Source organism: Mycolicibacter acidiphilus, assembly GCF_018455725.1.
Lineage (GTDB): Bacteria > Actinomycetota > Actinomycetes > Mycobacteriales > Mycobacteriaceae > Mycobacterium > Mycobacterium acidiphilum.
Genome location: NZ_JAHCLR010000036.1, coordinates 18,903 through 42,044, shown reverse-complemented (window position 1 = coordinate 42,044; position 23,142 = coordinate 18,903). Strand labels below are relative to the sequence as shown.

28 protein-coding genes are annotated in these 23,142 nt (G+C 64.4%); 13 read left to right on the top strand and 15 right to left on the bottom strand.

Going from position 1 to position 23,142, the window contains the following annotated elements:
• Positions 1-126: 126 nt before the first annotated feature.
• The 7 genes from KIH27_RS16180 (at position 127) to KIH27_RS16150 (ending at position 5,467) form a co-directional block, all read left to right on the top strand.
• Entirely contained in the window at positions 127-1,155 is a 1,029-nt protein-coding gene (locus tag KIH27_RS16180) for a phosphotransferase family protein (protein ID WP_250150236.1), read from the top strand.
• Positions 1,156-1,254: 99 nt separating this feature from the next.
• Positions 1,255-1,563 (top strand): hypothetical protein, encoded by a 309-nt coding sequence (locus KIH27_RS16175; RefSeq protein WP_214093987.1) that lies wholly within the window; start codon positions 1,255-1,257, stop codon positions 1,561-1,563.
• A 30-nt stretch (positions 1,564-1,593) separates the two neighbouring features.
• Positions 1,594-2,337, top strand: coding sequence for a hypothetical protein (locus tag KIH27_RS16170; protein ID WP_214093986.1), 744 nt, complete (start codon positions 1,594-1,596; stop codon positions 2,335-2,337).
• Complete coding sequence (locus KIH27_RS16165; RefSeq protein ID WP_214093985.1) at positions 2,334-3,611, top strand: amidohydrolase; 1,278 nt, start codon at positions 2,334-2,336, stop codon at positions 3,609-3,611. Before KIH27_RS16170 ends, KIH27_RS16165 begins: the two co-directional genes overlap by 4 nt.
• 52 nt (positions 3,612-3,663) lie before the next feature.
• The gene (locus KIH27_RS16160) at positions 3,664-3,972 is read left to right on the top strand and encodes a hypothetical protein (protein ID WP_214093984.1); all 309 of its coding nucleotides are present in this window, start codon (positions 3,664-3,666) and stop codon (positions 3,970-3,972) included.
• A gap of 52 nt (positions 3,973-4,024) precedes the next feature.
• Positions 4,025-4,741 (top strand): hypothetical protein, encoded by a 717-nt coding sequence (locus KIH27_RS16155; protein ID WP_307856904.1) that lies wholly within the window; start codon positions 4,025-4,027, stop codon positions 4,739-4,741.
• 6 nt (positions 4,742-4,747) lie between these two features.
• On the top strand, positions 4,748-5,467 hold the full coding sequence (locus tag KIH27_RS16150; protein WP_214093982.1) for a hypothetical protein: 720 nt from the start codon (positions 4,748-4,750) through the stop codon (positions 5,465-5,467).
• 4 nt (positions 5,468-5,471) lie between these two features.
• Here KIH27_RS16150 and KIH27_RS16145 read toward each other — a convergent pair whose 3' ends face one another.
• Positions 5,472-5,789 (bottom strand): hypothetical protein, encoded by a 318-nt coding sequence (locus KIH27_RS16145; protein WP_214093981.1) that lies wholly within the window; start codon positions 5,787-5,789, stop codon positions 5,472-5,474.
• Between the two features lie 589 nt (positions 5,790-6,378).
• Here KIH27_RS16145 and KIH27_RS16140 point away from each other — a divergent pair.
• Positions 6,379-7,032, top strand: coding sequence for a chymotrypsin family serine protease (locus tag KIH27_RS16140; RefSeq protein WP_214093980.1), 654 nt, complete (start codon positions 6,379-6,381; stop codon positions 7,030-7,032).
• 21 nt (positions 7,033-7,053) lie between these two features.
• Here KIH27_RS16140 and KIH27_RS16135 read toward each other — a convergent pair whose 3' ends face one another.
• Positions 7,054-7,344 (bottom strand): hypothetical protein, encoded by a 291-nt coding sequence (locus tag KIH27_RS16135; protein WP_214093979.1) that lies wholly within the window; start codon positions 7,342-7,344, stop codon positions 7,054-7,056.
• A 286-nt stretch (positions 7,345-7,630) separates the two neighbouring features.
• Here KIH27_RS16135 and KIH27_RS22645 point away from each other — a divergent pair, with 286 nt between their 5' ends.
• From KIH27_RS22645 to KIH27_RS16115, 4 genes are all read left to right on the top strand, one after another.
• The gene (locus KIH27_RS22645; protein WP_307856903.1) at positions 7,631-9,562 is read left to right on the top strand and encodes a protein kinase domain-containing protein; all 1,932 of its coding nucleotides are present in this window, start codon (positions 7,631-7,633) and stop codon (positions 9,560-9,562) included.
• A 520-nt stretch (positions 9,563-10,082) separates the two neighbouring features.
• Positions 10,083-10,328, top strand: coding sequence for a hypothetical protein (locus tag KIH27_RS16125; protein ID WP_214093978.1), 246 nt, complete (start codon positions 10,083-10,085; stop codon positions 10,326-10,328).
• Positions 10,325-10,606, top strand: coding sequence for a hypothetical protein (locus KIH27_RS16120; protein ID WP_214093977.1), 282 nt, complete (start codon positions 10,325-10,327; stop codon positions 10,604-10,606). The genes KIH27_RS16125 and KIH27_RS16120 overlap by 4 nt, the downstream gene beginning before the upstream one ends.
• Positions 10,606-11,001 (top strand): hypothetical protein, encoded by a 396-nt coding sequence (locus KIH27_RS16115; RefSeq protein WP_214093976.1) that lies wholly within the window; start codon positions 10,606-10,608, stop codon positions 10,999-11,001. Before KIH27_RS16120 ends, KIH27_RS16115 begins: the two co-directional genes overlap by 1 nt.
• Before the next feature lie 11 nt (positions 11,002-11,012).
• Here KIH27_RS16115 and KIH27_RS16110 read toward each other — a convergent pair whose 3' ends face one another.
• From KIH27_RS16110 to KIH27_RS16095, 4 genes are all read right to left on the bottom strand, one after another.
• A complete protein-coding gene (locus tag KIH27_RS16110; RefSeq protein ID WP_214093975.1) occupies positions 11,013-11,387 on the bottom strand; it encodes a hypothetical protein in 375 nt (124 codons plus the stop codon).
• On the bottom strand, positions 11,384-12,505 hold the full coding sequence (locus KIH27_RS16105) for a polymorphic toxin type 44 domain-containing protein (protein WP_214093974.1): 1,122 nt from the start codon (positions 12,503-12,505) through the stop codon (positions 11,384-11,386). Before KIH27_RS16105 ends, KIH27_RS16110 begins: the two co-directional genes overlap by 4 nt.
• Positions 12,505-12,828, bottom strand: a complete 324-nt coding sequence (locus KIH27_RS16100) for a WXG100 family type VII secretion target (RefSeq protein ID WP_214093973.1) — start codon at positions 12,826-12,828, stop codon at positions 12,505-12,507. The genes KIH27_RS16105 and KIH27_RS16100 overlap by 1 nt, the downstream gene beginning before the upstream one ends.
• Before the next feature lie 92 nt (positions 12,829-12,920).
• Positions 12,921-14,768 carry a hypothetical protein gene (locus KIH27_RS16095; protein WP_214093972.1) on the bottom strand — a complete coding sequence of 616 codons (1,848 nt, stop codon included), beginning with the start codon at positions 14,766-14,768 and terminating at the stop codon, positions 12,921-12,923.
• 97 nt (positions 14,769-14,865) lie between these two features.
• Between KIH27_RS16095 and KIH27_RS16090 the strand changes: the two genes are divergently transcribed.
• Complete coding sequence (locus tag KIH27_RS16090; protein ID WP_214093971.1) at positions 14,866-15,207, top strand: VOC family protein; 342 nt, start codon at positions 14,866-14,868, stop codon at positions 15,205-15,207.
• A 61-nt stretch (positions 15,208-15,268) separates the two neighbouring features.
• Here KIH27_RS16090 and KIH27_RS16085 read toward each other — a convergent pair whose 3' ends face one another.
• The 9 genes from KIH27_RS16085 to KIH27_RS16045 form a co-directional block, all read right to left on the bottom strand.
• The gene (locus KIH27_RS16085) at positions 15,269-15,856 is read right to left on the bottom strand and encodes a recombinase family protein (RefSeq protein WP_214093970.1); all 588 of its coding nucleotides are present in this window, start codon (positions 15,854-15,856) and stop codon (positions 15,269-15,271) included.
• A 333-nt stretch (positions 15,857-16,189) separates the two neighbouring features.
• Complete coding sequence (locus tag KIH27_RS16080) at positions 16,190-16,390, bottom strand: DUF3846 domain-containing protein (RefSeq protein WP_214093969.1); 201 nt, start codon at positions 16,388-16,390, stop codon at positions 16,190-16,192.
• A 635-nt stretch (positions 16,391-17,025) separates the two neighbouring features.
• Positions 17,026-17,547 carry a hypothetical protein gene (locus KIH27_RS16075; RefSeq protein ID WP_214093968.1) on the bottom strand — a complete coding sequence of 174 codons (522 nt, stop codon included), beginning with the start codon at positions 17,545-17,547 and terminating at the stop codon, positions 17,026-17,028.
• Between the two features lie 39 nt (positions 17,548-17,586).
• On the bottom strand, positions 17,587-19,527 hold the full coding sequence (locus KIH27_RS16070; protein ID WP_214093967.1) for a hypothetical protein: 1,941 nt from the start codon (positions 19,525-19,527) through the stop codon (positions 17,587-17,589).
• 14 nt (positions 19,528-19,541) lie between these two features.
• On the bottom strand, positions 19,542-20,336 hold the full coding sequence (locus tag KIH27_RS16065) for a hypothetical protein (protein ID WP_214093966.1): 795 nt from the start codon (positions 20,334-20,336) through the stop codon (positions 19,542-19,544).
• A 13-nt stretch (positions 20,337-20,349) separates the two neighbouring features.
• Positions 20,350-21,009: a hypothetical protein gene (locus tag KIH27_RS16060; protein WP_214093965.1), complete on the bottom strand. Its 660-nt coding sequence runs from the start codon at positions 21,007-21,009 to the stop codon at positions 20,350-20,352.
• A gap of 1 nt (position 21,010) precedes the next feature.
• Complete coding sequence (locus tag KIH27_RS16055; protein WP_214093964.1) at positions 21,011-22,132, bottom strand: hypothetical protein; 1,122 nt, start codon at positions 22,130-22,132, stop codon at positions 21,011-21,013.
• A gap of 145 nt (positions 22,133-22,277) precedes the next feature.
• Complete coding sequence (locus tag KIH27_RS16050; RefSeq protein ID WP_214093963.1) at positions 22,278-22,607, bottom strand: hypothetical protein; 330 nt, start codon at positions 22,605-22,607, stop codon at positions 22,278-22,280.
• The gene (locus KIH27_RS16045) at positions 22,607-22,960 is read right to left on the bottom strand and encodes a hypothetical protein (protein WP_214093962.1); all 354 of its coding nucleotides are present in this window, start codon (positions 22,958-22,960) and stop codon (positions 22,607-22,609) included. The genes KIH27_RS16050 and KIH27_RS16045 overlap by 1 nt, the downstream gene beginning before the upstream one ends.
• Positions 22,961-23,142: the final 182 nt, after the last annotated feature.

Sequence of the window (23,142 nt, the reverse complement as noted above, 5' to 3'; positions counted from 1 at the left end):
ACCACCGAACGGAGCAATACCAGTCTCAACGTCGCGCGAAGGCGGGCACAACTCACCCACCGTTGGCGCCGCGCCGCCGTCACGGATGCAACCCCGGCAGGAACCGAGCCCGGTAGGTTCGCTCGGATGAACCTCGACGCGGTGGCGCGGTGGATGGCCGGCCGGGGCATCGGTGACGGCCCGCTGGAGAACGTCGCCGAACTCGGCGGCGGCACCCAGAACGTCATGCTGCGGTTCACCCGGTCCGGCCGGGACTACGTGTTGCGCCGCGGCCCCGCGCACCTGCGGCCGGGCAGCAACAAGGTGATGCTGCGCGAGACGCGGGTACTCGCAGCGCTGGCCGGCACCGACGTGCCGCATCCGGAGCTGATCGCGGTCTGCGACGACCCGGCGGTCTTCGACGGAGCGGTCTTCTACCTGATGGCACCGGTCGACGGCTTCAACACCGGCGAGGGGCTGCCGACGCTGCACGCCACCCACCCCGAGGTCCGCTACCGGATGGGGCTGTCGATGGCCGACGCGCTGGCGCGTCTCGGCGCCGTCGACCACGTTGCGGTCGGACTGGCCGACTACGGCAAACCCGCCGGTTTCCTGGAACGGCAGGTGCCGCGCTGGCTTTCGGAGCTGGACTCCTACCGGCAGTTCGAGAACTACCCCGGACCCGACCTGCCCGGTGTCGACGACGTCGCCGGCTGGCTGCAGCGCACGATCCCGGCGAACTGGCAGCCGGGGATCATGCACGGCGACTACCACGCGGCCAACGTGATGTTCTCCCGCACCGGGCCGCAGGTGGTGGCGATCGTGGACTGGGAGATGTCGACGATCGGGGATCCGCTGCTGGACCTGGGCTGGCTGCTGGCGACCTGGCGGCAGGACGACGGCACCAGCGTGTTCAGCCACACCCTGACCGGGCTGGACGGTCTGGCCTCCACCGCCGACCTCATCGAGCGCTACGCGGCCAACACCACCCGCGACCTCAGCAACATCGGCTGGTACACGGTGCTGGCCTGCTTCAAGCTGGGAATCGTGATCGAGGGCACCCTGGCGCGGGCGTCGGCCGGCAAAGCGTCCAAGGAGGTCGGCGATCAGTTACACGCCGCCGCCGTCTGGTTGTTCGAACGCGCGCTGACGCTGATGGCCGCGGACTCGCCGTAACGGCCGTAACGGCTTTGTTGGTTGTCCGTTCGTTTTGAATCTGTACTATGCCCCCCACGAACAAGATCGGTCTACACGACGGGAAGATGGTTGGGGATCATGGAAGATCGCGATAAGGATCCCGCCGTTGTTCTGCCATACCTGGTCGGTCGACCGCTCGGCGCAACCGAGGTCTACGCGGCCTTCGGTTACCGGAAATCCGCGTACTACAAGGCCGCCCACGAGGGCCGCCTCGTCAGCGCCGACAACCTGATCAAGGTCGCCAAGTACTTCGAGTTGAACGCCGTCGACCTGCTGGTCCGCTTCGGGCTGATCCAGATCGACGCGGTCACCGAATTCGTCGAGTCCGCCGCGCCGACACCACGGCTGCGCGAACTCCGCGCCGACCCGGACAAACCGGCCCTCTGAGCATCCCCGCACCACTATCCTGCGGTGACCATGGTGTCGGTTCTGGTCGTCGCCACGCTGGCCGCGGTGGCGTACAGCCTCTGGGTGCGGCGCGATACCTGGTGGACGCGCTGGGAAGTCGGCATCACCGTCGGGCTCGCCCTGGAGGGCGTCGCATTGCTGCTGCTCTCGCCGTGGGGGACGAGCACCTTCGGGCCACCGCTGCACCGGGCCGTCGGGCTGTGGAACGTCGGGCACCTGCTCGGGTGGCTCTGCGTGATCCCGGCGATCATCGCGAACACCTACCACGTGCTGGTGCGGATGGTGGACCCCGCACAGGCGCGCGCCGTACTGCGCAGACACCTGCGAGTGCCGGTCCTGCTCGGGCTGGTGCTGATGGTGACGACGTTCGTTATCGCCGACGAGGAAGCGCTGGCGCACGGGTTCGGAGCCGCCGACACCTCAGGCTGGTTCGACGCCTTCTGGGTGGTGACGGGCAGCCTGCTGATCTTCCTGAGCGGCTATGCGACGCGGGTACTGCTGCCGTTGAAGGCGGATCCGCGCGCCCGTGAGACCTACCGGCTCTACCAGGCGTCGACCGTCTTCGCGGTGGCGGCCTTCGCAATTCAGATGGTCGCGGTCTGGTTCGACTTCCGGGCCGACATCGCGGTCTGGTCGGGTGTGGCGCTGAGCGTCTCGGTGTTCGCGATCGGGTCCGCCCGGTCCTGGCAGGCCAAAGCCGCGTGGTTCAGTCCGAACCGGTCGACGAACCGGTTGAAAGGAGATGTCGGGTGAGTGCAGCGACCGAACAGATCACCGCGCTGATCGACGGTGACACGCACCGGCTGATCGAGGTGTTCAAGGATCTGCACCGCAACCCGGAGTTGGGCTTCACCGAGGTCCGCACCTCACGGATCGTGGCGCAGGCGCTGGCCGATCTCGGTTTCACCGTCACCACCGGGATCGGCCGGACCGGGGTGGTGGCCACCCTGGACAACGGTCCCGGGCCGGTGGTGATGTACCGCGCCGACATGGATGCGCTGCCCGTGCGGGAGGACACCGGCCTGGACTACGCGAGCACGGCGCACGTGCGGCACGGTGACGCCGACGGCGCCGGGGAGACACCCGTCGGGCACCTGTGCGGGCACGACGCGCACGTCACCTGGATGCTCGGGATGGCCCGGGTGCTGGCTCAGACCACCGACACCTGGACGGGCACCGCGGTGCTGATCGGCCAGCCCGCCGAGGAGCTGATCGCCGGCGCCCAGGCGATGATCGACGACGGGCTCTACGACGTCATCCCCAAGCCCGACGCGTTCGTCGCCCTGCACACCGCGCCGGTGCCGGTGGGGATGGTGGTCGCGGTCGGCGGTGAGCGGATGGCCGGCACCGACCAACTCGACATCGTCTTCCACGGCGTCGGCGGGCACGGGTCGATGCCGCAGCTGGCCAAGGATCCGGTGCTGATGGCCGCCCAGGCCGTCGTGCAGTTCCAGAGCATCGTCAGCCGGACCGTCGCCCCGCACGAGACGGCGGTGCTGACGGTCGGCTCGCTGCAGGCCGGCTCCGCCTACAACGTCATCCCCGACCGGGCATGCCTGAAGGTCAACCTGCGCTGGTTCAACCCCTACGTCCGCCAGCAGTTGCTCGACGGCATCCGCGCGGTCTGCGACGGTATCGCGCACAGCAACGGGATGCCCGACGACCTGCGGCCGGAGATCACCATGCACGGCGGGTCCACGCCGCTGACCAACGACACCGGGCTGACCGGCCGGCTGGCCTCCGCGCTGGGCGGGGCGGTCGGCGCGCAGAACGTCGTCACGCAGTTGCCCGCGGTGACCGGTTCGGAGGACTGCCACCTGCTCAAAGGCCCGCACGCCGACGTGCCACTGGCCTATCTGATGGTCGGCGTGGCCGATCCGAAGGTCTACGCCGACGCCGCCGCGAAGGGCAAGCTGTTCCCCTACGCCCCGCACTCACCGGAGTACGTCGTCGACCCGGCCGCCATCGGATTCGGGACCGAAGTCGCCAGCCGCGCCATGTTGGAGCTGCTGCGAACACCGAGGTGAGCGGCGTGTGGATATTGCGCCGAGGATGGAAGACAAGCTAACGTTTGTCGGCGTGGACGATCGTCACAAGGATCCAACCGTAGTTCTGCCGTACCTGGTGGGCCGGCCGCTCGGTGCGACCGAAGTCTACGAGGCATTCGGCTACCGCAAGTCGGCCTACTACAAGGCCGCGCATGAGGGCCGTCTGGTCAGCGCCGACAACCTGATCAAGGTCGCCAGGTACTTCGGGCTGAGCCCGGTGGATCTGCTGGTCCGGTTCGGGCTGATCGAGCACACCGCCGTCGAGGAATACCTGGACTCCGCCGCGCGAACGCCGCGGCTCGGTGACCTGAAACCCGACCTGAACAAACCGCCGGTCTGAGCGGCCGCGTCGGCCGATGACGTCGACATTCATCGGCGCAGCACTCCTGACAGTGGCTTACAGCCTCTGGATTCGCCGTGACACCTGGTGGACCCGCTGGGAGGTCGGCGCCACCATGACCATTGCGCTGGAGGGCGTTGCGCTGCTGCTGACGTCGCCGGTGCTGGCCGCCGAACTCAGTCCGCTGCTCCACCGCGCCGTCTGGCTGTGGAACGTGCAGCATCTGCTCGGGGTCATCAGCCTGGTACTGGCGCTCACCGCGAACAGCTATCACGCAATGGTCCGGGTGGCCGACCCGGACCAGGTTCGCGCCCTGATGCGCAAGCACCTGCGCATCCCGGTGTGGGGTGGCATCGCTGCCCTGACGGCGCTGTTCATCGTCGCCGACGAACAGCATCACAGCGACCTGAACTCCGCGCCGGTGACCACCACCTGGCTGGCGTTATACCGGCTGGTGGCGTGCGTGCTGCTGATGTTCCTGTTCGGCTACGCCGGCCGGGTGACGCTGATCCTGCGCTCGGACGCGCGGGCGAAGACGACCGTCCGCCTCTACGTGGCGTCGGCGGCGTGCGGGGTGGCGTCCTGCATCGCGCTGCTGGTCGGCACCTGGACCGGTGCCGACATGACGCTGCCGATCTGGCTCTCCGCCAGCCTGGCCGTCGCGGTCTACGCCTACGGTTCGGCACGCTCCTGGCAGGCCAAGGCCGCCTGGTTCACCTCCGGTACGGACCTGGACCTGCAGTCCAGTCGACCGCCGACCCAGTCATGAGGCGGCATGACACCGGTGCTGATCAACGCCACACTGGCGATCGTCGTCTACAGCCTGTGGGTGCGTCGCGACACCTGGTGGTCCCGCTGGGAGGCGCGCGCCACCCTGGCCGTCGCGCTGGAGGGATGCTCGATCGTGCTGATGTCGCCGTGGGCCGGCGTCGAACTCGCGCCGTTCCTGCACCGGGCGCTGGGGGTGTGGAACGTCCAGCAGATGGCCGGGCACTTCTGCCTGATCATCGCGATCGCCGCGAACGTCTATCACCTGCTGGTGCGCCTCGCCGACCCTGACCAGGTGGCGGCGATCATGCGGCGGCACATCCGGGGCCCGGTGGCGCTGAGCATCGCAGCCATGATCCCGCTGTTCGTGTTCGCCGATCAGGACTTCCAGCCGGACATGTTCGACGACGAGACCTCCGGATCCGCCCTGATCGCCTACCAACTGGTGGGCGCTGCCGTGGTGATCTACCTCAGCGGCTACGTCACCCGGGTTCTGTTGGCGTTGCGCAGCGACCCGCGGGCGAAGACGACCGTTCACCTGTATCTGGTGTCGATGGCGTTCGCGACCGCCGCCTGCCTGGTGGTGATCGCCTCGCTGGTCTTCGGCGCCAACTTCGGTTGCGCCATCTGGGGCTGCGCCTGCCTGTCGATCGGGATCTTCGCCTACGGGTCGGCGCGGTCCTGGCGCGCCAAGGCGGCGTGGTTCACCGCCGACGCGGAGTCCTAGGCCATCAGAGCGGCAGGTGACCGGCGAGGTCGCTGAAGCCGAGGTCGGCGACGCTGTTGGCCACCTGGTCATAGATCGACGTCTCGTACTCCAGCCCCACCAGGTCGTACTCCGGCCCGATCAGGCCGATCTCGGTGAACAGCGACGGCTCGGTCACGAACGCCTGGTCGGCGTTGAGCGCCGCGGCGGCAGCGGCCTCGGTCTGCTCGTTGAGGCCGTTGAAGAACACGGCGCCGATCTCGGCGACACTGCCGCCGTGCTTGGCGAGCGCAGCCTGCACCTCTTCGGTCTGGTCGATCCAGGTCAGCCCGTCGTTCTGCACCGTCGTCAGCGTGTTGGCGGCCTCGCTGAACTGGAAGGATTGCGGGTCACCGAGGAAGAACGCCGTGCTTGTCGCGGCACTAGCGCTGGTCAGGTCGTCATAGGCGATGCCGAGCGGCGTCGTGGGGTCGATCGGAGCCGGGGGGCGCGTCGGCGTGGGCGGTGGCCGCCGCCGCGACGGCGGCGAAGCCGGCCGCGGCGCCCAGGGCGGCGCCGACGCTCCAGCGACGCAGGCGGAGACGGGTGGCGGTACGGGCGGGGGCGATCATCGGGACTCCGTTCAGGGGGCACTTAGGTAGCTGCGTGCCACGGTACCGGCGTCGCCGGGTATCGCGCCGCTGACCGGCGAGCGTCGTAGAACACCGTCGCAGGCCATCCCACCTGCGAAAACATGCGGAGAATGTGATCGTTCCCACAACCAGATCTCACTCTGGGACATTCCTCGGGCTTCAATCAGAGTTTCCTGGGAGAACGACAGTCTGAATCGCGGATGTTCGACCGGTCGGGCCGTCAAGCGGAAAATGTTGAGCATGTTTCCGGGCCGGCGAGCGTACGGCGTTGGGTTCGTGGCGGCAGTCCTGATTGCCACGGTGTCTGCCCCGAGTGCTGCAGCGGCGGTTCTGCTGGGTGGTGGTGCGGCCATCCACGTCGGCGATGTCGCCTGCACGTTGACCACGATCGGACACGACAGCACCGGCACGCTGGTGGGGATCACCTCGGCGCACTGCGGCGGACTCGACTCGGTGGTGACCGTCCCAGGACTGACTGAAACGGTAGGCCGGGTGGCACGGGTCAACGACACCCTGGACTACGCGGTGATCACCTTCGACCCCGGCAAGATCACCCCGATCGGTGACTTCGACGGACTCGCGATCAGCGGGATCGGACCGCCACCGCCGCTGCGCGCGCCGGCCTGCATGCAGAGCGGTGCGACCGGGCGCACCTGCTTCCTGATCGGGGGGCGCGGACTGATGCCCGATGATTGGATCGTCACCGCGATCGAGTGCGGCACCCCCGACGACACCGGGGCGCCGGTCACCGTCGACGACCGGCTGATCGGGATGGTCCAGGGCGGGCTTGAGCCGCACAATCCGTTCGGCAGACCCTGCCCGGACTTCGTGCTGGGCCAGCCCCCCATATTCCCGCTCGGGTACCGCCCGAAGATCGTGCTGATGAGCGTGATCCTCAACGCCATCGACGCCGACGGCGGGCCCGGAACCGGGTACGTCCCGGTCGGCGGCTAACGCTGGACTCGTTGACCAAGCTCAGCAGTCAGGACCCCATACCCGTTTGTCGTACTCGTCGGGCGGCGCCCACAGCATCTCGATGTCGCCTGCCTCCAGCTGCTCCAGAGCGTACTGCCCGAGCACACAGGCTCCGTCGTGATCGATCGACTCATCAGGGTCCTCCGTGAGATCGACCGCGACCTCCATCCGCCACGTCTCACCATCGCCGTAGAAAATCCGCCCCTCGGCATCCTGCTCCTGGAACACGCCGTGGTCCTTCAACGCGGCGATCAGCCGCTCATCAGCCAACTCCTGATCCGACTTGGTCATGGCTCATTGCACCCCAACGGTCCGACATCGACAAGACCGGCACCAATACAGGCGCACACTCTCACCTGCACACCACCGGGTTCTGCTGCACGGACAGGTCAACCTGTCACCCTGCCGTGCAGCAGACCCGTCAGCCAGAGCTCGCGGGGTACAACTCCATGGCCGGGCCGCCGGCGAGGGCGATGTCAGTGGGGGCGTCCTTTCCTACGCTGCCCCGCCGAGGCTCATCCACAGGCATTGATCATTGCTCTGTCCCACGCAGCGACTGGCCTGCCACACTCTCAGCGTGGAAATCACCGAGATCGCGGGGTATCGCGTCATCCGTCAGCTCGGTGCGGGCGGTATGGGGCAGGTGTTCCTGGTGCAGCACCCGCGTTTACCGAGGCAGGATGCGTTGAAGCTGCTCGACGCCGGGGTCTCCCGCAACGATGACTTCAAGGTGCGGTTCCAACGCGAGGCGGACCTGCTCGCCCAGCTGAACCACCCGAACATCGTCACGCTGCACGACCGCGGCGAGTTTGAGGGCCGGCTGTGGATCACGATGGAGTACATCGACGGTACGGACGCCTCGGAACTAGTCAAGGCAGACGGGCCCCTCGACCTCGACCTTGCGATCCAGTTGGTCGACGCCGCGGCCGCGGCGTTGGACTATGCCTGGCGGAAGCAACGCATCACGCACCGCGATGTGAAGCCCGCGAACATCTTGGTCGGGATCGACGAGACCGATGGGGCGGCGCAGATCGAATCGGTGAAGCTCGCGGACTTCGGCATCGCGAAGGCCGCCGGCGAGTCCACCTCGCTGACATCCACCGGGATGACCATCGGAACGATGCAGTACATCAGCCCCGAAGCGATCGAGGGCGAGGAGGTCGACAACCGGTCTGACCTCTACTCCCTGGGCTGCACCGCGTTTCACCTGCTCACCGGGCAACCACCTTTCACGGGAACATCGATCGCCTCGACGATGTCCGCCCACCTGACCAAGCCGGTGCCGCACATCACCGCGGTCAATCCGCGTCTGCCGGAGGGGCTAGACGCGGTCTTCGAACGGGTGCTGGCGAAGAGCCCCGACGGCCGGTATCAGTCCCCTGCGGAGTTCGTCACTGCGCTACAGGAGGCAGCTGGCGGCGAGGTCGCGGCGTTCGCTCCGACCATGGCAGCTGCCGCGCAGCCGTCGAACGCGTCGACACAGGTTCGGAAGGTCGCGACGAAGGACTCTCCTACACCGCAGTCGAAGTCCCGGACGGCTCCGATCGCTGGGGCGGTGGTGGCGACGGTCGCGGTCGCTGCGGCGGTCGGCCTCTACGCCACCCGTGGTGGGAGCGATGAAGCCGCGGCGCCGGCGGCCAGGGCGGCGGAGACTTCGGCAACAGCAACCTTGACCCCTCCGGTGAGCATGCCGCCGTCATCGGCGCAGGCCGCGTCGCTGCCGGACAACCCATCACCAAACTCAGGCTGCCCTGGCACCGCCTCCGCTCACCGCGACCTCGACCATCCCTATCTGGGCCGCATGCGGGTTTTTCTCATCCCCCAGACACCTTCGTACGGTGCCGCGGTCGGTGACGGCGCCTGCATCTCTGCTGTGACCGCTGCAGGCTCAGTTCTCATGCCGATTCCCGTCGAGTTCGGCCACGGATTCGACTTTGCCGATCCAGCGACCGATCTCACCGGCAATCTCTTCATTCGCTACCGGGGCGGCGGAGCCCACGACCCCGCAATGGTTCTGGTGTTGGTCCCGACCGCGCAGGGGTTCAGGACCATCGGTGAGGACATGCTCAACACCGAGCTGATCGGTCCCGGTGTCGACGGACGATACGTGCTTCGCGAACACTGGAACGACTGCACACCCTCGTGTGCCAATGGGACATGGACCGAAAAGGACTTGCATTGGGACGGAAGCGGTTACGTCGGGGAGGACAAGTCGGCAACGCCCGCGGTCACTTCGACCCGCACCGCGGTGACGACGACCACCGCGGCTCCCCTCCTGTACGAAGGTAAGCCATGCACGCCGGCTGAGTCCGGCGATGTATCACCAGATGGCGCGTTGTATTGCAGCATGGAGACGGGTTCGTGGAGAGACAAGACCCACCAGAGTCGGCCGGCCGTCGAGCGCGGTTCGGCGTGCAGCGAGCCCGGGGCGCGCGCCCGTGTCGTGCAGACCGATGGGATCGCCACGTGCAAGGCAGACCTGAATGGCGACCTGGTCTGGGACTGGTGAGCACCCCTGCTGCCTGGCGTCGGCGTGTACACCGAAACGCTTGCCAATCCTCGTCAACACACCCCCCAAACGGCTCAGCGAGACCGATGATGATCCCGTTGTCTGGCCGGCACTACATCGACCGGGCTATTCAGGCCCCGGACTCGACCGCGGCGCTGCCCGGCCTGATTTCATTTCCGGACACTTTCTGGACAGTTGGACCGGCTTTGGGAGATTCTGACGAGGACTAAAAGTCTCTGACCTGCGAAAAAAGTGCGCCCGAAGGGATTCGAACCCCCAACCTTCTGGTAGCGGACATGGAGAAACGCCTGGTAGCGCGAATCGCTTAGAGTAGCAATGGAAGCCGTTGACCTGGCATAAGTGTTAACGTGCCGCCGCGTTATCGCTAGCTCGACGGGGCAATAGCGTCGAATAAGCGTCGAGTCGTGCGCTGCTCGACGCTTATAGCGGGCAATGCACGTCCCCTCCACCGCCATGCTGATTCCTTCGTGATGTCGCACCTGCCTGGGATAATTGAGGTATGACCGCTGCTCCTGACTTCCTGGCTCTGTACACCGACGACTCCGACCACGCTCTGCTTGCAGGCTGGGACGGCGCTGCTTGGGCTGGCATGTGGGCGGACAGGGCGGAGTCAGCGCGGATGGCACACCTTGACCCCAACAGCGACGCGGCTGTGCTGGATGTCTTCAAGGCGATGTTCGATCTCGCGGTGGAACGCGGGCTTTGCGCCCCGCCCATCGACACGACAGGCTGGGAGAACTGGTGACCACCGATCCCGACCGCAACCCTGAGTTCTTGAACGCTCGTGTCACCTGGCACCCGCGCGGCGGCTCCCCTGTGACCGTACAGAGCGACTACCTGAACGCCTGGGGTGTCCCCGTGCTCAACTGCGGCATGGGCGAAATCCTGCGTGACCTGGGCATTATCCTGCCCACCGACACCCACGTCCGTATCACGCTGGAAGTGAATCGTCAGCTAGCACAACATGATTGGGCTGTCATCAAGTGCCCGCACGGAATAGCGCGCTTGGAGGTACTTAGGTGATGAGCGGTGACCTGGACGAGCTGCTTGAGCGGATCGGTGAGCTTGAGGCGGAGCCTGAGCCCGTAATCGAAACCGACGACGAACGCCGTGCCCGAAACCTAGCCGAGTTCGATGCCCTGATGGCTGCCGACGGCGATGACGCGGACACCTTCCCTTGGTACGACTCCTGGTTGTGGACGGCTGATCCGTACATCGACCCTGTACATCTGCCGCCGTTACCTCCGCTGATTCGACCACTACCAACGCGGCGGGGGCGACGGATCGCCGTTAGCATTCCCGCCGCTGCTGGTGATGATTGGGTTGACGCGGCGCTGGCGGCGATGACGGACAGCAATGGCTACACGGTGCCTGAGGTGGAGTTCGCGCAGTTGATGATTGAGGCGGGTTGGCGTTAGCTTGCAGACGATCACGTAGGGAACCACCACCATGATGGGGCACCCTTGTGGCACGAGGGATTCTCGGAGTGCGCAACGGGTTGGTACACCCAAGAAACCGCCACGATCACCGCCAACGCCGCAATTATCACGCTTGCGCCGATAGCAACGTACATTGACCAGCTTTTCGGCAATCGAACTAGTAACGCGTAAGTCGCAGAAGTTGCCGCCGCCACACCAACAAGTACCACTGGTGCGCTGACGATAATCGTCGCGCCGTTGGCGACATTATCAGGAAGGGTTTCGCAGTCCTTCCACATCATGCCGAGGATCGCCCACCAGGCAAGAAGGGATGCCACTGTCAGGAAAGCAACAAGGAAGAACCCTATAAACCGTACTCGCATCATTTGTACCCATGTCGTAGCTGACCGATTGCCCCGCCAGCCTGTTGAGCCACGTCAAGCTGGTTGATGACATCAACCAGCCCCGTGTGGAACTGTGCTGCCGTCATATTAGGTCCATATCTATCAAACATAGAAATGCCCGCCTTTACGTAGATGTCGTCAGCAGCGTCGTTGACACCAGTGAACGGGGTTTGGATGTTTGGTGCTGTTTCCAGAAGAGACGGGGGTATCCCCGCTGCCCGTCCAATGAACCCGTAGTGGATGTTCGAGTACATGTCATAGAATACTTGACGGTCGCTTCCTGGCTGTTGAAAGAAAAGACCGTCACCTCCGTGTATCCCCACGAGGTTCTGAATCTGCGGCTTGTGGTCCCACGGTCCATTTGACCGCGTGAGGTTGAAGAAAGCGTGCAGCGCGTCCACCTTATCCAGCGGATGAAGCGGACCGTTATTCATCGCTTCCTTAATGGCGGTGAACCACGGGGAATTCTGGTTCTTCATCATCTCGTTGTAGATAAAATTCTCCGCCTCGGTGAAATTCATCTCCGATGGTGTGGGGTGCATTTCGGGCGGAAGCGGGTGCGGCGTGATCCTGTCGAGGATGTCGGGCAAGCTCCCAGGTGTGTGCTCGTTGGTGGGTGGGGCACCAGTCGCGTTCGAGAGTGCGGTGGCAAGCTCCTGATCGACGCCATTCGCTGTTGCCAGCACCTTGGCGACATCGCCCTCCAGCTCGGTTTGATGAGCGTCGGCGGTGGACTCATCGGTGGAGTCGGTGGCGCTCACCGCGCCAGTTTCGTAGTTGACGTTGAAGTACCAGTTGTCGGCGTTGGTCTGCATGGCGCTGAGGTCGCCTCTGACGTTCTCCACGTCGTCAGCAGCCTTGAGCAGCGCCTTGTTCAGGGTCTCCATCTGCTCGGCGTGACTGGTTAGGAACAACCCCAGCCTGCCCAGCGACTCCTTCGCCGCCGTCCCCGCCTGCCCCTCCCAGGACGCGATGATGGGAAGTTTTTTGAGTCCATCAGCGACTTCTTGGGCTGACGCACCCTTCTTCGTCAGCGCCTTGGCGACATCGCGGATCGCTTCGGGATTCCACTTCCGCACATCCGCTAGCGTCAGCGGCATCAGAGGTCAAGGGCAGAAGACTGCTTGCGAGTCCGCAGCACCTCGATTGCCCCATCCTCATCGACGGTCTGGTACACATCCGCGATCTGGTGGAAGGCGTCACGGTGGTGCGCGGTCTCATTGGTCATGTGTACGGAGTGAGCCTGCCATTCGGCGAGCGCGGCTTGCAGCGCCAGCGCCGATGCCCCGACCCATTCCACTGAACTGTCCTCGATGGTGCCGTGCGCGGCGGTGTGCGCCTGGTGCAGGTCTCCGTGGTGCATGTCTACGTGGTTCGCTGACATCCGCAGGTCGGTCAGGTCAACCTTCAACGGTTCGGGCACGACATCCCCCACTAGGACGACAACTCTGATTGATGTGACGATACCGTTCTCGTACGCGCGAGGTATTTCTGATCGGGGATGATCTACGTCCCCTATGCGCTCGGCGCTGGACGCAAGATCGCCACGCAAGTGCCGTCAACCGTCCCATGAGCCAGCACTTCGGCTACCCGCTCAACGCTGGCGCTACCGTCCTTGCGGTGGACGATCACGGTGTTGTCGGGCTGAACGTCGGCGGCGGGTGCGGCGATCACCCAACTGCCCTGACCGTCCTTGATCCAGCGGGTACCTTCGCCCTTGGCGACGCGCACGACGTGCTCGGGCTCGAACCACGCGAGTTCCGGGACGCCTTGGTCTTTGAGTGCCTTCACGGCGGCGGCGCGTTCGGCGTTGAGCGCCTGGCGTTCGGCGTTCTTGCGGGCTTCGCTGTTGGCTAGCCCTACCTTGAACGCCTCGGCGTCGAACACCAACGGCTGCTGCGGCTGTGGTTGTGACGTGCTCGTATCCATGTCCTTCGGCTGAGTTGGCATGTCGCCGAACGGATTCAACTTGTGGTCAACCCGCCCCGCGAACGACAAACCCGACGACGTAGGGATTCGGTGACCTGACGGCGGTACTGGGGCGGTCTGGTCGTAAGCCCCGCCCCTGCGGACTCGTGGTACCTGTAGGTGCTTGGCAAAAGGGCTTTCTGAACCGTTCTCTGACTCAGCGGTCGGGGTTAGCGTGAGATTCGGCTCTGGCGGCACGTGAACGCCCCGTTCGGCGGCAAGAAGGTCGGGATCGGCACCGATGCGCTGGGCTTCGGCGTACACCTCGGCACGTTCGGCGGCTTCCCGTTCGGCTTGTCGCCAATCCACGGTGGGCTGCGGCTGCGGGTGTGGTTTCGGCTGGTGCTGGCGATCTGCTTCGGCGTCGGCGAACAAGGCGGCGTCCTCGGGATCGGCACCGTCACGAACGGCATCTTGGTAGGAGTTGGCTCGGGTCATCTCCTTCTCTGTCAGCCATACCCCGCTGGTGGTTTTGACGGCGGTGGTTCCGTCCTGGGCGGCGCGCGCTTCGGCGTCCTGACGTTTACGATCATCGGCGGCTCGGTCATCGGCGCGGGCTGCTTCCTGTCGGGTCATCTCGTCCTGGCGCTTCTGTTCGGCGGCGGCTTCGGCTTTCGCTGCTCGACGGGCGGCTACCTCATCCACGGTGGGAACGCTGGACATGCCCTCCGACTCGTCGGAGGTAGGTCGAAGCGGAACGCTTAGACATGAACTACGCAGTTCAGCGGCGGTTCGTGTGAGCGCTTCGCGATATTCGGGGTTGCCGTCAGGCACCATCTTGAGGGCGTCTTCGATCAACGCAAGCGTCACGGCGGGGTCTTCACCACGGGCTGTGGCGGACTTGATCAACGCCTCGACCTGGGACGTGTACGGGTTGACTGCTACGGGCTGCGGTTCGGGTTTGGCTGGCTTCGTCTTCGCTTTCGGGGTGAGCTTGGCAACCTTCGATTCCATGAGTGCCAACGTCTCGGGGCTGGCACCTGCCTGGCGGGCTAACTCAAGCCGCTCCTCGGCGGCAAGCAGCGCCTTGGACTTCTTCCGTTCTGGTCGGGCTGACGAGGCGTCTACCTGCGATTGTCCCTGTCCTTGGGAGGCAGCAAGGGCGGCTTCCAGCACCTTTCGCTCGGCGCTGTGCCCGCGTTCGGGCAGCTCGTTCAGGTAGGCGGTGATCTTGTCGGCGGTTGGTCTCTTGGTGGCTAGCCAACTCTCGGCTTCGGCTACCTGCTCTTTGGCACGGGCTTTGTAGGCGAGGGCGGCGCGGCGGTTGGCGTCACGGCGGCGTTCAACCTCAACGGCAAGGGCTCGGCGTTCCTTGCGGGTCTGCGGGCATGGACGAACGCCACCACTGCTCGGACAGCGATAGCCGCCTCGCGGGTCTGATAGCGCTCGACACATAACCCAATTTTACCACGTTAACCTGCTGCGTTCATGTCTCAGAATGCCTGGCGGCTGGCGCATGGGAGTGTCGGTACCGCGCAGTACCATCCCGATCATGCTCACTGATCTGGCGCTCACCGTCCCCGATCCGCTGGCTACGGCTGCGTTCTACGAACTCCTCGGTGGATGGGCTGACTACGAAGACGACATCCCTCGTGTGCACTTCGACCGCTGGACGCTCTACCTGTGGCGGGGTGAACCTGCTTCACGGGTCGGTTTGGGTCTCTACGTCGATGACCTGGCGGCTGTTCGGGTTCGGTTGATTGCGGCAGGCTTCCAGGTCCGTGAGGCGGGCGCGGGTGCGGCGCAGTTCTGCGTCCGTGATCCCGATCACAACCTGATCACCGTGCGGGCTCGGTCGGCGGTATCCGTACACGGACGCGACACTGGGCGCTAGACCAAACCGCGTTGACCTGCGGAGTTCATGTCTAACGGTGCCTGTGCGGCGACGCGGTTCGTCAGGACACCTGCTTCACGTACCGAAACACGGTCGCCCGCGACACCCCGAACATCGCCGTCAGTTCGGCGACGGGCTCACCTTGGTGGTACAGACGAACAAGGCGTTCCTGCTGCGCTGTGTCGAGCTTCGGCGGCTTGGTAGCGGGTAGCCCACGCGACACCCGCGCCTCGCGGGACGCTAGACGGCGTTCCTTGCCGAGTTCGAGTTCCAGCTCCGCCAGGCTTGCCATGATCGCGGCGATTGCACGCCCCGTCGCGGTTGAGGTATCCACCGCCTCGCGAAGGGCAACCACCGTGATGCCGCGTTTGGTGAGTTCGGCGACGGTTGCGGTCACTTCGGCAACCGAACGCCCTAGTCGATCCAAGGCGACGACGACAAGGCGATCCCCTTCTCGCAACCAGTCCAGGGCTTCGGCTAGACCAGGACGGTCGGTGCCCGCCTTGCCACTGGCGGTGTCGGTGAACGTGCGCGTGGGATCAATACCCGCCGCCGTCAAGGCATCATGCTGCTGATCTAAGGTCTGGTGACCAGTGCTCACCCGAACGTATGCGGCGGTGGCGGTTCGGGTCTCGGTGCTAGTGCTCATGGGCTGAGTCTCACACGCGGGTATGACAGGGATATGCGACCGATTTCGTGATACCAGGAAATGAGACTAGGTGACCTGCGCGTTCATCGTCCCGCTCGGTGGTTGAATTAGCGGTCGCGGTTCTTTAGAAGTGAGACCGCTCTCCCCCAGCCCGAAATCGCGCCACGAATCCCGCAACCTCGATTTCGTGGTGCACAGCGTGCGCGATGCCTGCCACGGCGGGAGGTAGGTCGGCATCGTCGCAGCCGTCCACCCCGACCACGATCACGTTCCCGACAAGGAACTGCGCGGCGGTGGGGTTCAGCCGATGCCACAACTGCGTTGCCACCGCGTTTATGGGAGACCTAGTGCTCTGCCGTCTTCGTTGACATAGAACACGACTCGCTGCCCATCTGCGGTTTCGCCGTACACCGCCTCGATATAACCGCCCACGATGCGCTGGTACATACGGAAGTCGGGCTCGATGTTCGATGCACGAGGTGCGACGACGGAATCGGCGTAGATCGGGAGGACATGGATTCGAGTGGCGGTCATGGCGGCGACGGTACGCGGCGGTACCGACAGAGCGAAGCGATGTAGTGCGGAGGTGTCCACCGTCCCTGTACAAAGAAGAACGCCCTCGACACATCGGGTCGGGGGCGTTCCGTTGTTGCTATTCGGTTGTTGCTGTTGGCGTTTGTGGTTCTAACACGCGCGCAGTTCGTCTACCTACCTAATGATACCCGCCGCGATGCGATCAAGCGTGCCTATGAGATGTTCGCCTGCGAACCCCGTGAACCCGTCCTGACCTTCATCGACGGCGGATCGGGTGTGCTTGGTCAGTTCCACCAAACCCGCGCCCGCCGTCCATGCCCTACCTCTGCCTTCTGCGCCAACCAAGATCACGTTCTTGCCTTGTGTCGCTGGCGGAACCACTTCGGGCGCGGGGCTGTTCCGTTGGCTGTTCGCTGTACGTAGCACGAGGGCGTCCAATCGCTCCATGATCTCGTGCTCGTCCACGTCCCCGCTTCGCCTAATCCCTGACATGGCAGCATTGCGGTACTCCGCCTGGGCTCGGGTGTCGGTCATCTTGCGTTGGGCGATAGCTGAACCGACCGCGCCAACGGACATAGCTGTCATGTCCGTAGTCAGGTATCGGTCAAGGGTGGGCGTAGACACTGGTCAAGTCCTCACGCGTACTGGGTCGTTTCGCCGCTAGCGGTGGGCGGCGGCGTTGGTGTCGGGGCTGCTTGTGCTGCTGCGCCCTTACCGCCGTCCGCGCCAAGGTCGGTGTCCACACCGAGGTCGGTGTCCACGGCTTTCGTGTTCGTGGCGGCGATCTCCTGCGCCTCCTCCATGTTGTCCGCGATCCACTGGAGCGCGTTAGCCGTGGTCGTCAACTCCTTGACCGCTTCGTCAATGTGGTTGTGGTACTTAGCACTTGCGGCGTTCCACTTCGCTTTTGCGTCGGCGTACTTCTCCTTGTGTGGCTCCCACTCACCCACGAACGCGGCGATCCCGCTGGAGGCTGCGAGCTGCTCGTTGGTGACGGGCTGGCGGTCAGTCGCCACCGAAACAGCTTCGTCGTGTAGCTGCTGCGCCAACACCCGCAACTCGTCGGGGTCGCATTTGACGATTGCCGCCGTCGCTAACGCCTTGCCCGCCTTTGGGTCCGCTGCTAGCGGCTTGATGCCGCTGGCGAGTTCGCCCAACGTGCCTGGTCCACCTGACATGTCGTTATCTCCTCATCTCTAACTCGGGAACGCGCTGTTCGGGTCCATCGCACCGCCACTGGATGACAGTCCATTGCCTGAACCGAGCGAGGTGCCTGTGTCCTGTACAGGAGCGGCGGTGTCAGTCGGGACGCCAGGGGTGCCACTCGTAGTCGTTGTCGCATCCCCTGAAACGGTTCCCGTGTCAGACGGTGTGACATCGGCGCTCACCGCTTGGGCTGGTCCCTCCAGTCCCGGTCCAGTGTGATCGTCTGGCTCAGCCATGCGGAACACGCCTTGCGATTCGCCGTCGAAGTTGGCGACATCGGACAGCTTGGAGATTTCGCCGTTCTCCATGAGCACGTCCCCGTTACCGACGTACATTCCCTGTCCGCCAGTGGTGCTGAGGATGTCACCCTCCTTCATCAAAGCCGGTGGAACCTTTTCCCCAATGTCCTGACCCTGCGGCGGCAAGTCGTAGCCCGCCTCGGACGCTGCCATGTACAGCGACTTCGGGTTACCGCTGGCTGCGGCTTCAGTCATGCTTCGAGCGACCTCCGCCTGGTGAGCGGTCGGGAAGGTAACGCTGCGTCCGTCAGGAAGCGTCGCGGTGCGTGCTTCTTCGGACTCAGGGTCTGCCGTCGCAGCGACAGGCTCCGTGGTGGACTGTACTGGCGGGTCAGTGGCGTCGCCTGGCTCGGTGACGGGTTGGTCAGTGGCGTTGTCGGGCTTGGTTTCGGTGTCGTCATCGGGATTGGTCTCGGCGTCCTCGTCCCCGTCCTTGGCTTCGTCCTGGTCGCCGTCTTCGTCCTCGAACGGGTCTTCCTCGTCCTCGGCGTCGTCAAGCGGCTTGTCCGCGAATGGGTCTGTTGGCTGCCCGCCCATCTGCGGCATTCCACCCATCGGTGAACCGCCACCCATATCGGGCATCCCGCCGCCCATCGGTGAACCACCACCCGCGCCGTCGTTCATCTTCGGGAACAGCGAATCAAGTCCCGCCTGGTCAGTCATCTGCGGCTTGTCATCGGCTGGCGGTGTCCCTGGCAACGGGTCGGTCATCGCGGGAGCTGGGGTGTCCTCGGGCTTGGCGGGGTCGGTCTTGCTAACGGTCTTCGCTTCATCTGCCTTAGGTGTTGGGAGACTGGCGATTTCGGTATTCGGGACAACGGCAAGCTTCTTGATCTCCTCGCGGAACGCCTCAATCGCCTTGGCGTGTTCGCCGATGGCGTTCTGCGCCGCTTTCTGTCCCTGCTCGATTACCTCAGGTCCGAGTCCCTGCGCCTTGCGGCGCTTCCACCAGTCCACAGCCAGGCTTGCTGCTGCTCCGCCCGCCAGCATCCACGGTCCTCCGACCAGGCGCGGGGCGACCTTCATCAGCGCGGCGGGACTGCCATTGAACCCGATTTCGCCTGCGATCTCTTTGGCGTTCCAATGAACCACGTCGGCTTTCTCGGCTAGCTTGCTCCGTTCGTTCTTCACGGTGAGTCGTACTGCCTCTAGCGCGCTCTGTGCGGAGCTGTGGGCGGAGGTCATCGTGTCGGTGTACGACTTAGCAACCTCGTTGGTGCGGTTGGCGATACCTGCCAGGTCGAACCAGCCCTCATCTCCGTACACGGCGGCGATGCGGTCTACGTTCTGCTCGCCACCGTGCTGCTGCAACGCTGCGGTCGTGATACCTAACGCGTCCACGAAGTGCTGCATCGCGGTAAGTACGCCCTCGGTCGCGAGGTTAGGTACGTGCTGCGCCGACTTAACGCATCCTCCACCGCAACCGTCATCACAGAACGAATACAGCCCTTCGGGGTCGTAGTTCATCGTGGTGTCGTTGATCTTGTCGAGCTTCCTGTCAAGCACGTCAACGGCATTCGGTGCAGTAGCGCCATCAGGCGTGTCGATGTCGCCGTTATTGGCGATGGGGAGGTACTGCGTTCGCGGCGCTTCGGGCGCGCGGTGCTGATACTCCTCGGCGTACTGCTCCATGTCTGATCTCCTGTCTAGAGCAAGTGGGTGTCGGTCGCGGACATCGCGTCAGCGCTGGTCTTCTGGACCTCGATCTGCGCTTCGAGGATTCGCGTCAGGCGTTCGGCGTCCCCACGAAGCTGCGTCTGGCTGTCGTGTACGAGCTTGGCGAACGCGTCACGGAACTCATCCAAGACCTCCACCACGTCGCGATACACAGGCGACGGGGCGTTGTCGCGGGTCGGGCTACCCAACTCGTCGCGGGACATGGATGCGGTCAGTTCTTCGAGAGCGGTGTCCATCATCTTTGGTGCGCTTGACATCTCGTCCGCCGAACCCTGCAAGGCGGCGATGAACGCCTGGAGGACTTCGGGGTCGTACTGAACCACATCCTTGCTGCTAGCCAACCCGTTAGCGGCTGCTGCGGCAAGGGCATTCGCGGCACCGTGTACAACGGCGTCGGTGTTCAGGGGTCCACCGCTCTGCTTCTGCGTGTGGTGGAACTGGTCATAGATCGCCTTACCACCTAGACCCGCGACTGCGGCACCCAAACCCGCCTTGATCGGGTGCTCTTTCGCCCACTGTCCAGCCTTACCAACAAGCCCGCGCTTTTTGGCGGCGTCGGCTGCGGCGTCAGCAGCTTGGACTTCGGCGGCTTCCTCGGCGGCTTGCGCGCCCGCCTTAGCTTCCTTACCCGCGTTGGCGGCAGCCTTGGTGGCTAGCTCCTCAGCTATATCCGCTTCGGACTTACCTGCACCCTTACCGAATGCGCGAGCGCCCGCCTTGGCGGCGTCCTCCACCGCGTCGATGATCACAGTGTATGCAGGCATGATCGTGACTTCCTTACTTGTACTCGTAAGTCGTGCATGTGGTCAGGGTGTCCCCGCCATTGCGCTGGGTATTGAAGCCAGTCGTGAAGGCGTCAATCGAGTCGTCACGGGTGGGCGTCCTCGTCCGCCCGAATATCGCAACGGCACGGTCAAGTGTGAGGTTCTTCTGCTCGGCGGTCACTGCACCCGACGCGCAATCGGCACGGTCTTCCCACGTGTCGTTGTCGCCATCGGTACGTCCTACGGCGTTAGACACCGCGTGCCCGATTTCGTGGGCGACAACCTCAAGCACCGCAATTGGTCCAAGGTCGTCGCGTAGCTTCTGCACCCTCGGCGGGGTGTACCGAAGGCTATGTTCGCAATAGCTAGCTATGTTCACGGATGTGGCTCCTGGGCAGGTGTCCCCTTCGATGACCTTGGGTGCGGACATATCAACGCCTCGGGACACCCAGTAGTCCGTGGCTTCCTTCACCATCGTGCGGACCATCTCATCCGTGGTCATCTCGGACGGGGCTTTGGTCGGGACGTTTGCCGTAGTGGTCGGGCTCGGAGCGAACGACGCGGCGGACTGTTCGGCTACCGCCGTACCTGACACGGTGTGCGCGCACGAAGGGACGCCCATCGCTACCGCAATGGCGGCGGCGAGGATGGTAAACCCATTGTGCGCCTTCATGTTAGATGTCCTTACGCTCGCTGCGTTCGCGCATGTCGCGTGGTACTGAGTCACGATCCAGCACGTTACCGTCCTCGAAGTCGGGTGGGTTGGCTGTGTCACGCCCGATAGAGCCACCTTCTACGGCGTGATCGACGTTCACTTGACCCGTGAGATTGCGGTCTTGAAAGGCACTGATCGTGTCGTCAGGCTTCTTTGCCTTGGCACTACCGCCCATGCCAGCACCCGACCCCATCCCGCCGCCCATCACGCCGCCGCGACCCATGCCGCCTGCGCCTCCACCAGCTCCCCCACCAGGCTTAGCTCCTGTAGCGGAGACGGCGGGCGCGTTTTGTCCAGTCGTGCTGGATTTCGTGGTCACGTCGTGGACTGAACTGCCGTTCTTGGGTCCAAGTTGGTCACCAGCGACAGGAACAACGGCACCGCCACCGCTAAGCGCGGTCGGAAGTCCGTTGTCACCGTCGCCCTTCCGCTTCTTCGGAGGCATTGCCTTCAGACCGGTGAACGGCGCGCCCGTTCCTGCGGTCGGACCACCGCCCGTGCTAGGGACAGATGTGCCCTGCGGCTGCCCCTGTCCCTGCATGGGCTGCATCGAGGGTGCGCCTTGGGACTGTCCACCAAGAGCGCTGCCGCTAGCACCATCGCCATCACCTGAGGTCGTGGTGCCGACAGCACTGTCACCTACGGACGAACCACCAGCGCCTCCTCCAGCACCGTCGCTGCCTGCGGACGATCCACCAAGATCACCAACGGTCGTAGGGGTGTTCTCGGTGCCGTTAGCGCCGCTCTGTCCGCCGCCGCCATCGCCCTCGTAGTTACCTGAACGATCCCCACCACCGCTGTTAGCGGGTGGGTTGTAGTCTTCCATCGGCACAATCGCGTTCGCGTGCACGTTAAACGCGGTGTCGCGGTCGCGGCGCATCTCCTCCGCACCGTTGATGATTGGTGCAGCTTGAGCGGGGGTCACCTCGCCCGCCTTCATCATCACCCGCACGGTCTTCGCCTTCGCCGTCGCTTCGGTCACCTGAGCAGGGCTTGGATGACGGGTCAGTTCATCGTCAGCGTGGGCAACGGTGTCCGCCCGTCCCGCATTCGACTCCATGTGATCGGCGGCGTGGGTCAAGTTGTGCTTGATCCGCTGCAACCTGTGCGCGATGGCTTCGGCTGCCGCGCCTTCACCAGATGTACCACTCGGTAGGCGTCCCGCTGAGCCACGAATGCCCTCGGCGGATTGCGTTAGGGCGTCGCGGATTCCGTGAAAAGGTGAGCTAGCCATTGATCTGGTTCCCCTTGTCAATCAGCTTCCGCGCACGGGACGGGGACACATCCAGCTCAGCGGCAACTTGCGGCTTCGAGAGCCCCGTGTGGTACAGGGTGTGTGCGGCGGCGGCAAGCCCGTCCTCGGCAATGGCGGCGGCGCGCAAGGCGTCGGAGAGCGCGACGCCGCGAGAGGTTCGGGCGATCACCCGCGCGGACGCCAGGTCGGCGGCGAACCGTGCTGCGGCGGCTTCAGCGGACTCCCGTCGCATCCGTGACCACGGGTCGATGGGACGACGACGGGCTTGGATGCGCCTCAGGGTTGGGGCGTAGGCGGTCATCAGACGGCTCCTTCGGTTTCGGTCTCATAGCCAGTCGGTGCGCGCAGTGGCTCGCCGTCGTTGACGTGCTTGATCCAGTACGCCACTGCGGGCGGGGTGACGCCTGTGCGTTCCGCCTGTCGCTTGTAACCAGCACCTAGCGATTGCAAGGCTGCCGCCAAACGGGCGCGGCGGATTGAATGGTGACGGTATGCGTTATCGCCCTTCGCGTGAATGGTCGCAATATGCTCGGCTTCCAAGGCGTCCAGTAAGGACGCGACGGCGCGGAGTTCATCAGACGAAGACACACGCAAATGCGACAAAAGGCGCGTACCGTTGCCATTTATACGCCCATCCATACAGGTCGTTTGCATATCTATACACTAACATGTAAAGCCATGCATCGCATTCCAAATTCAACCATTCTTGTACAGGGATGGTGTACACCCTATTTCTCACTTTGTATGAGTTATTCGGGGACGTAGATATTCACAGGTCATCCAGTTCACCGACTCGGTTTAGTGGTGATGGCGTCATGCGCGCGCTCATGTGCTTG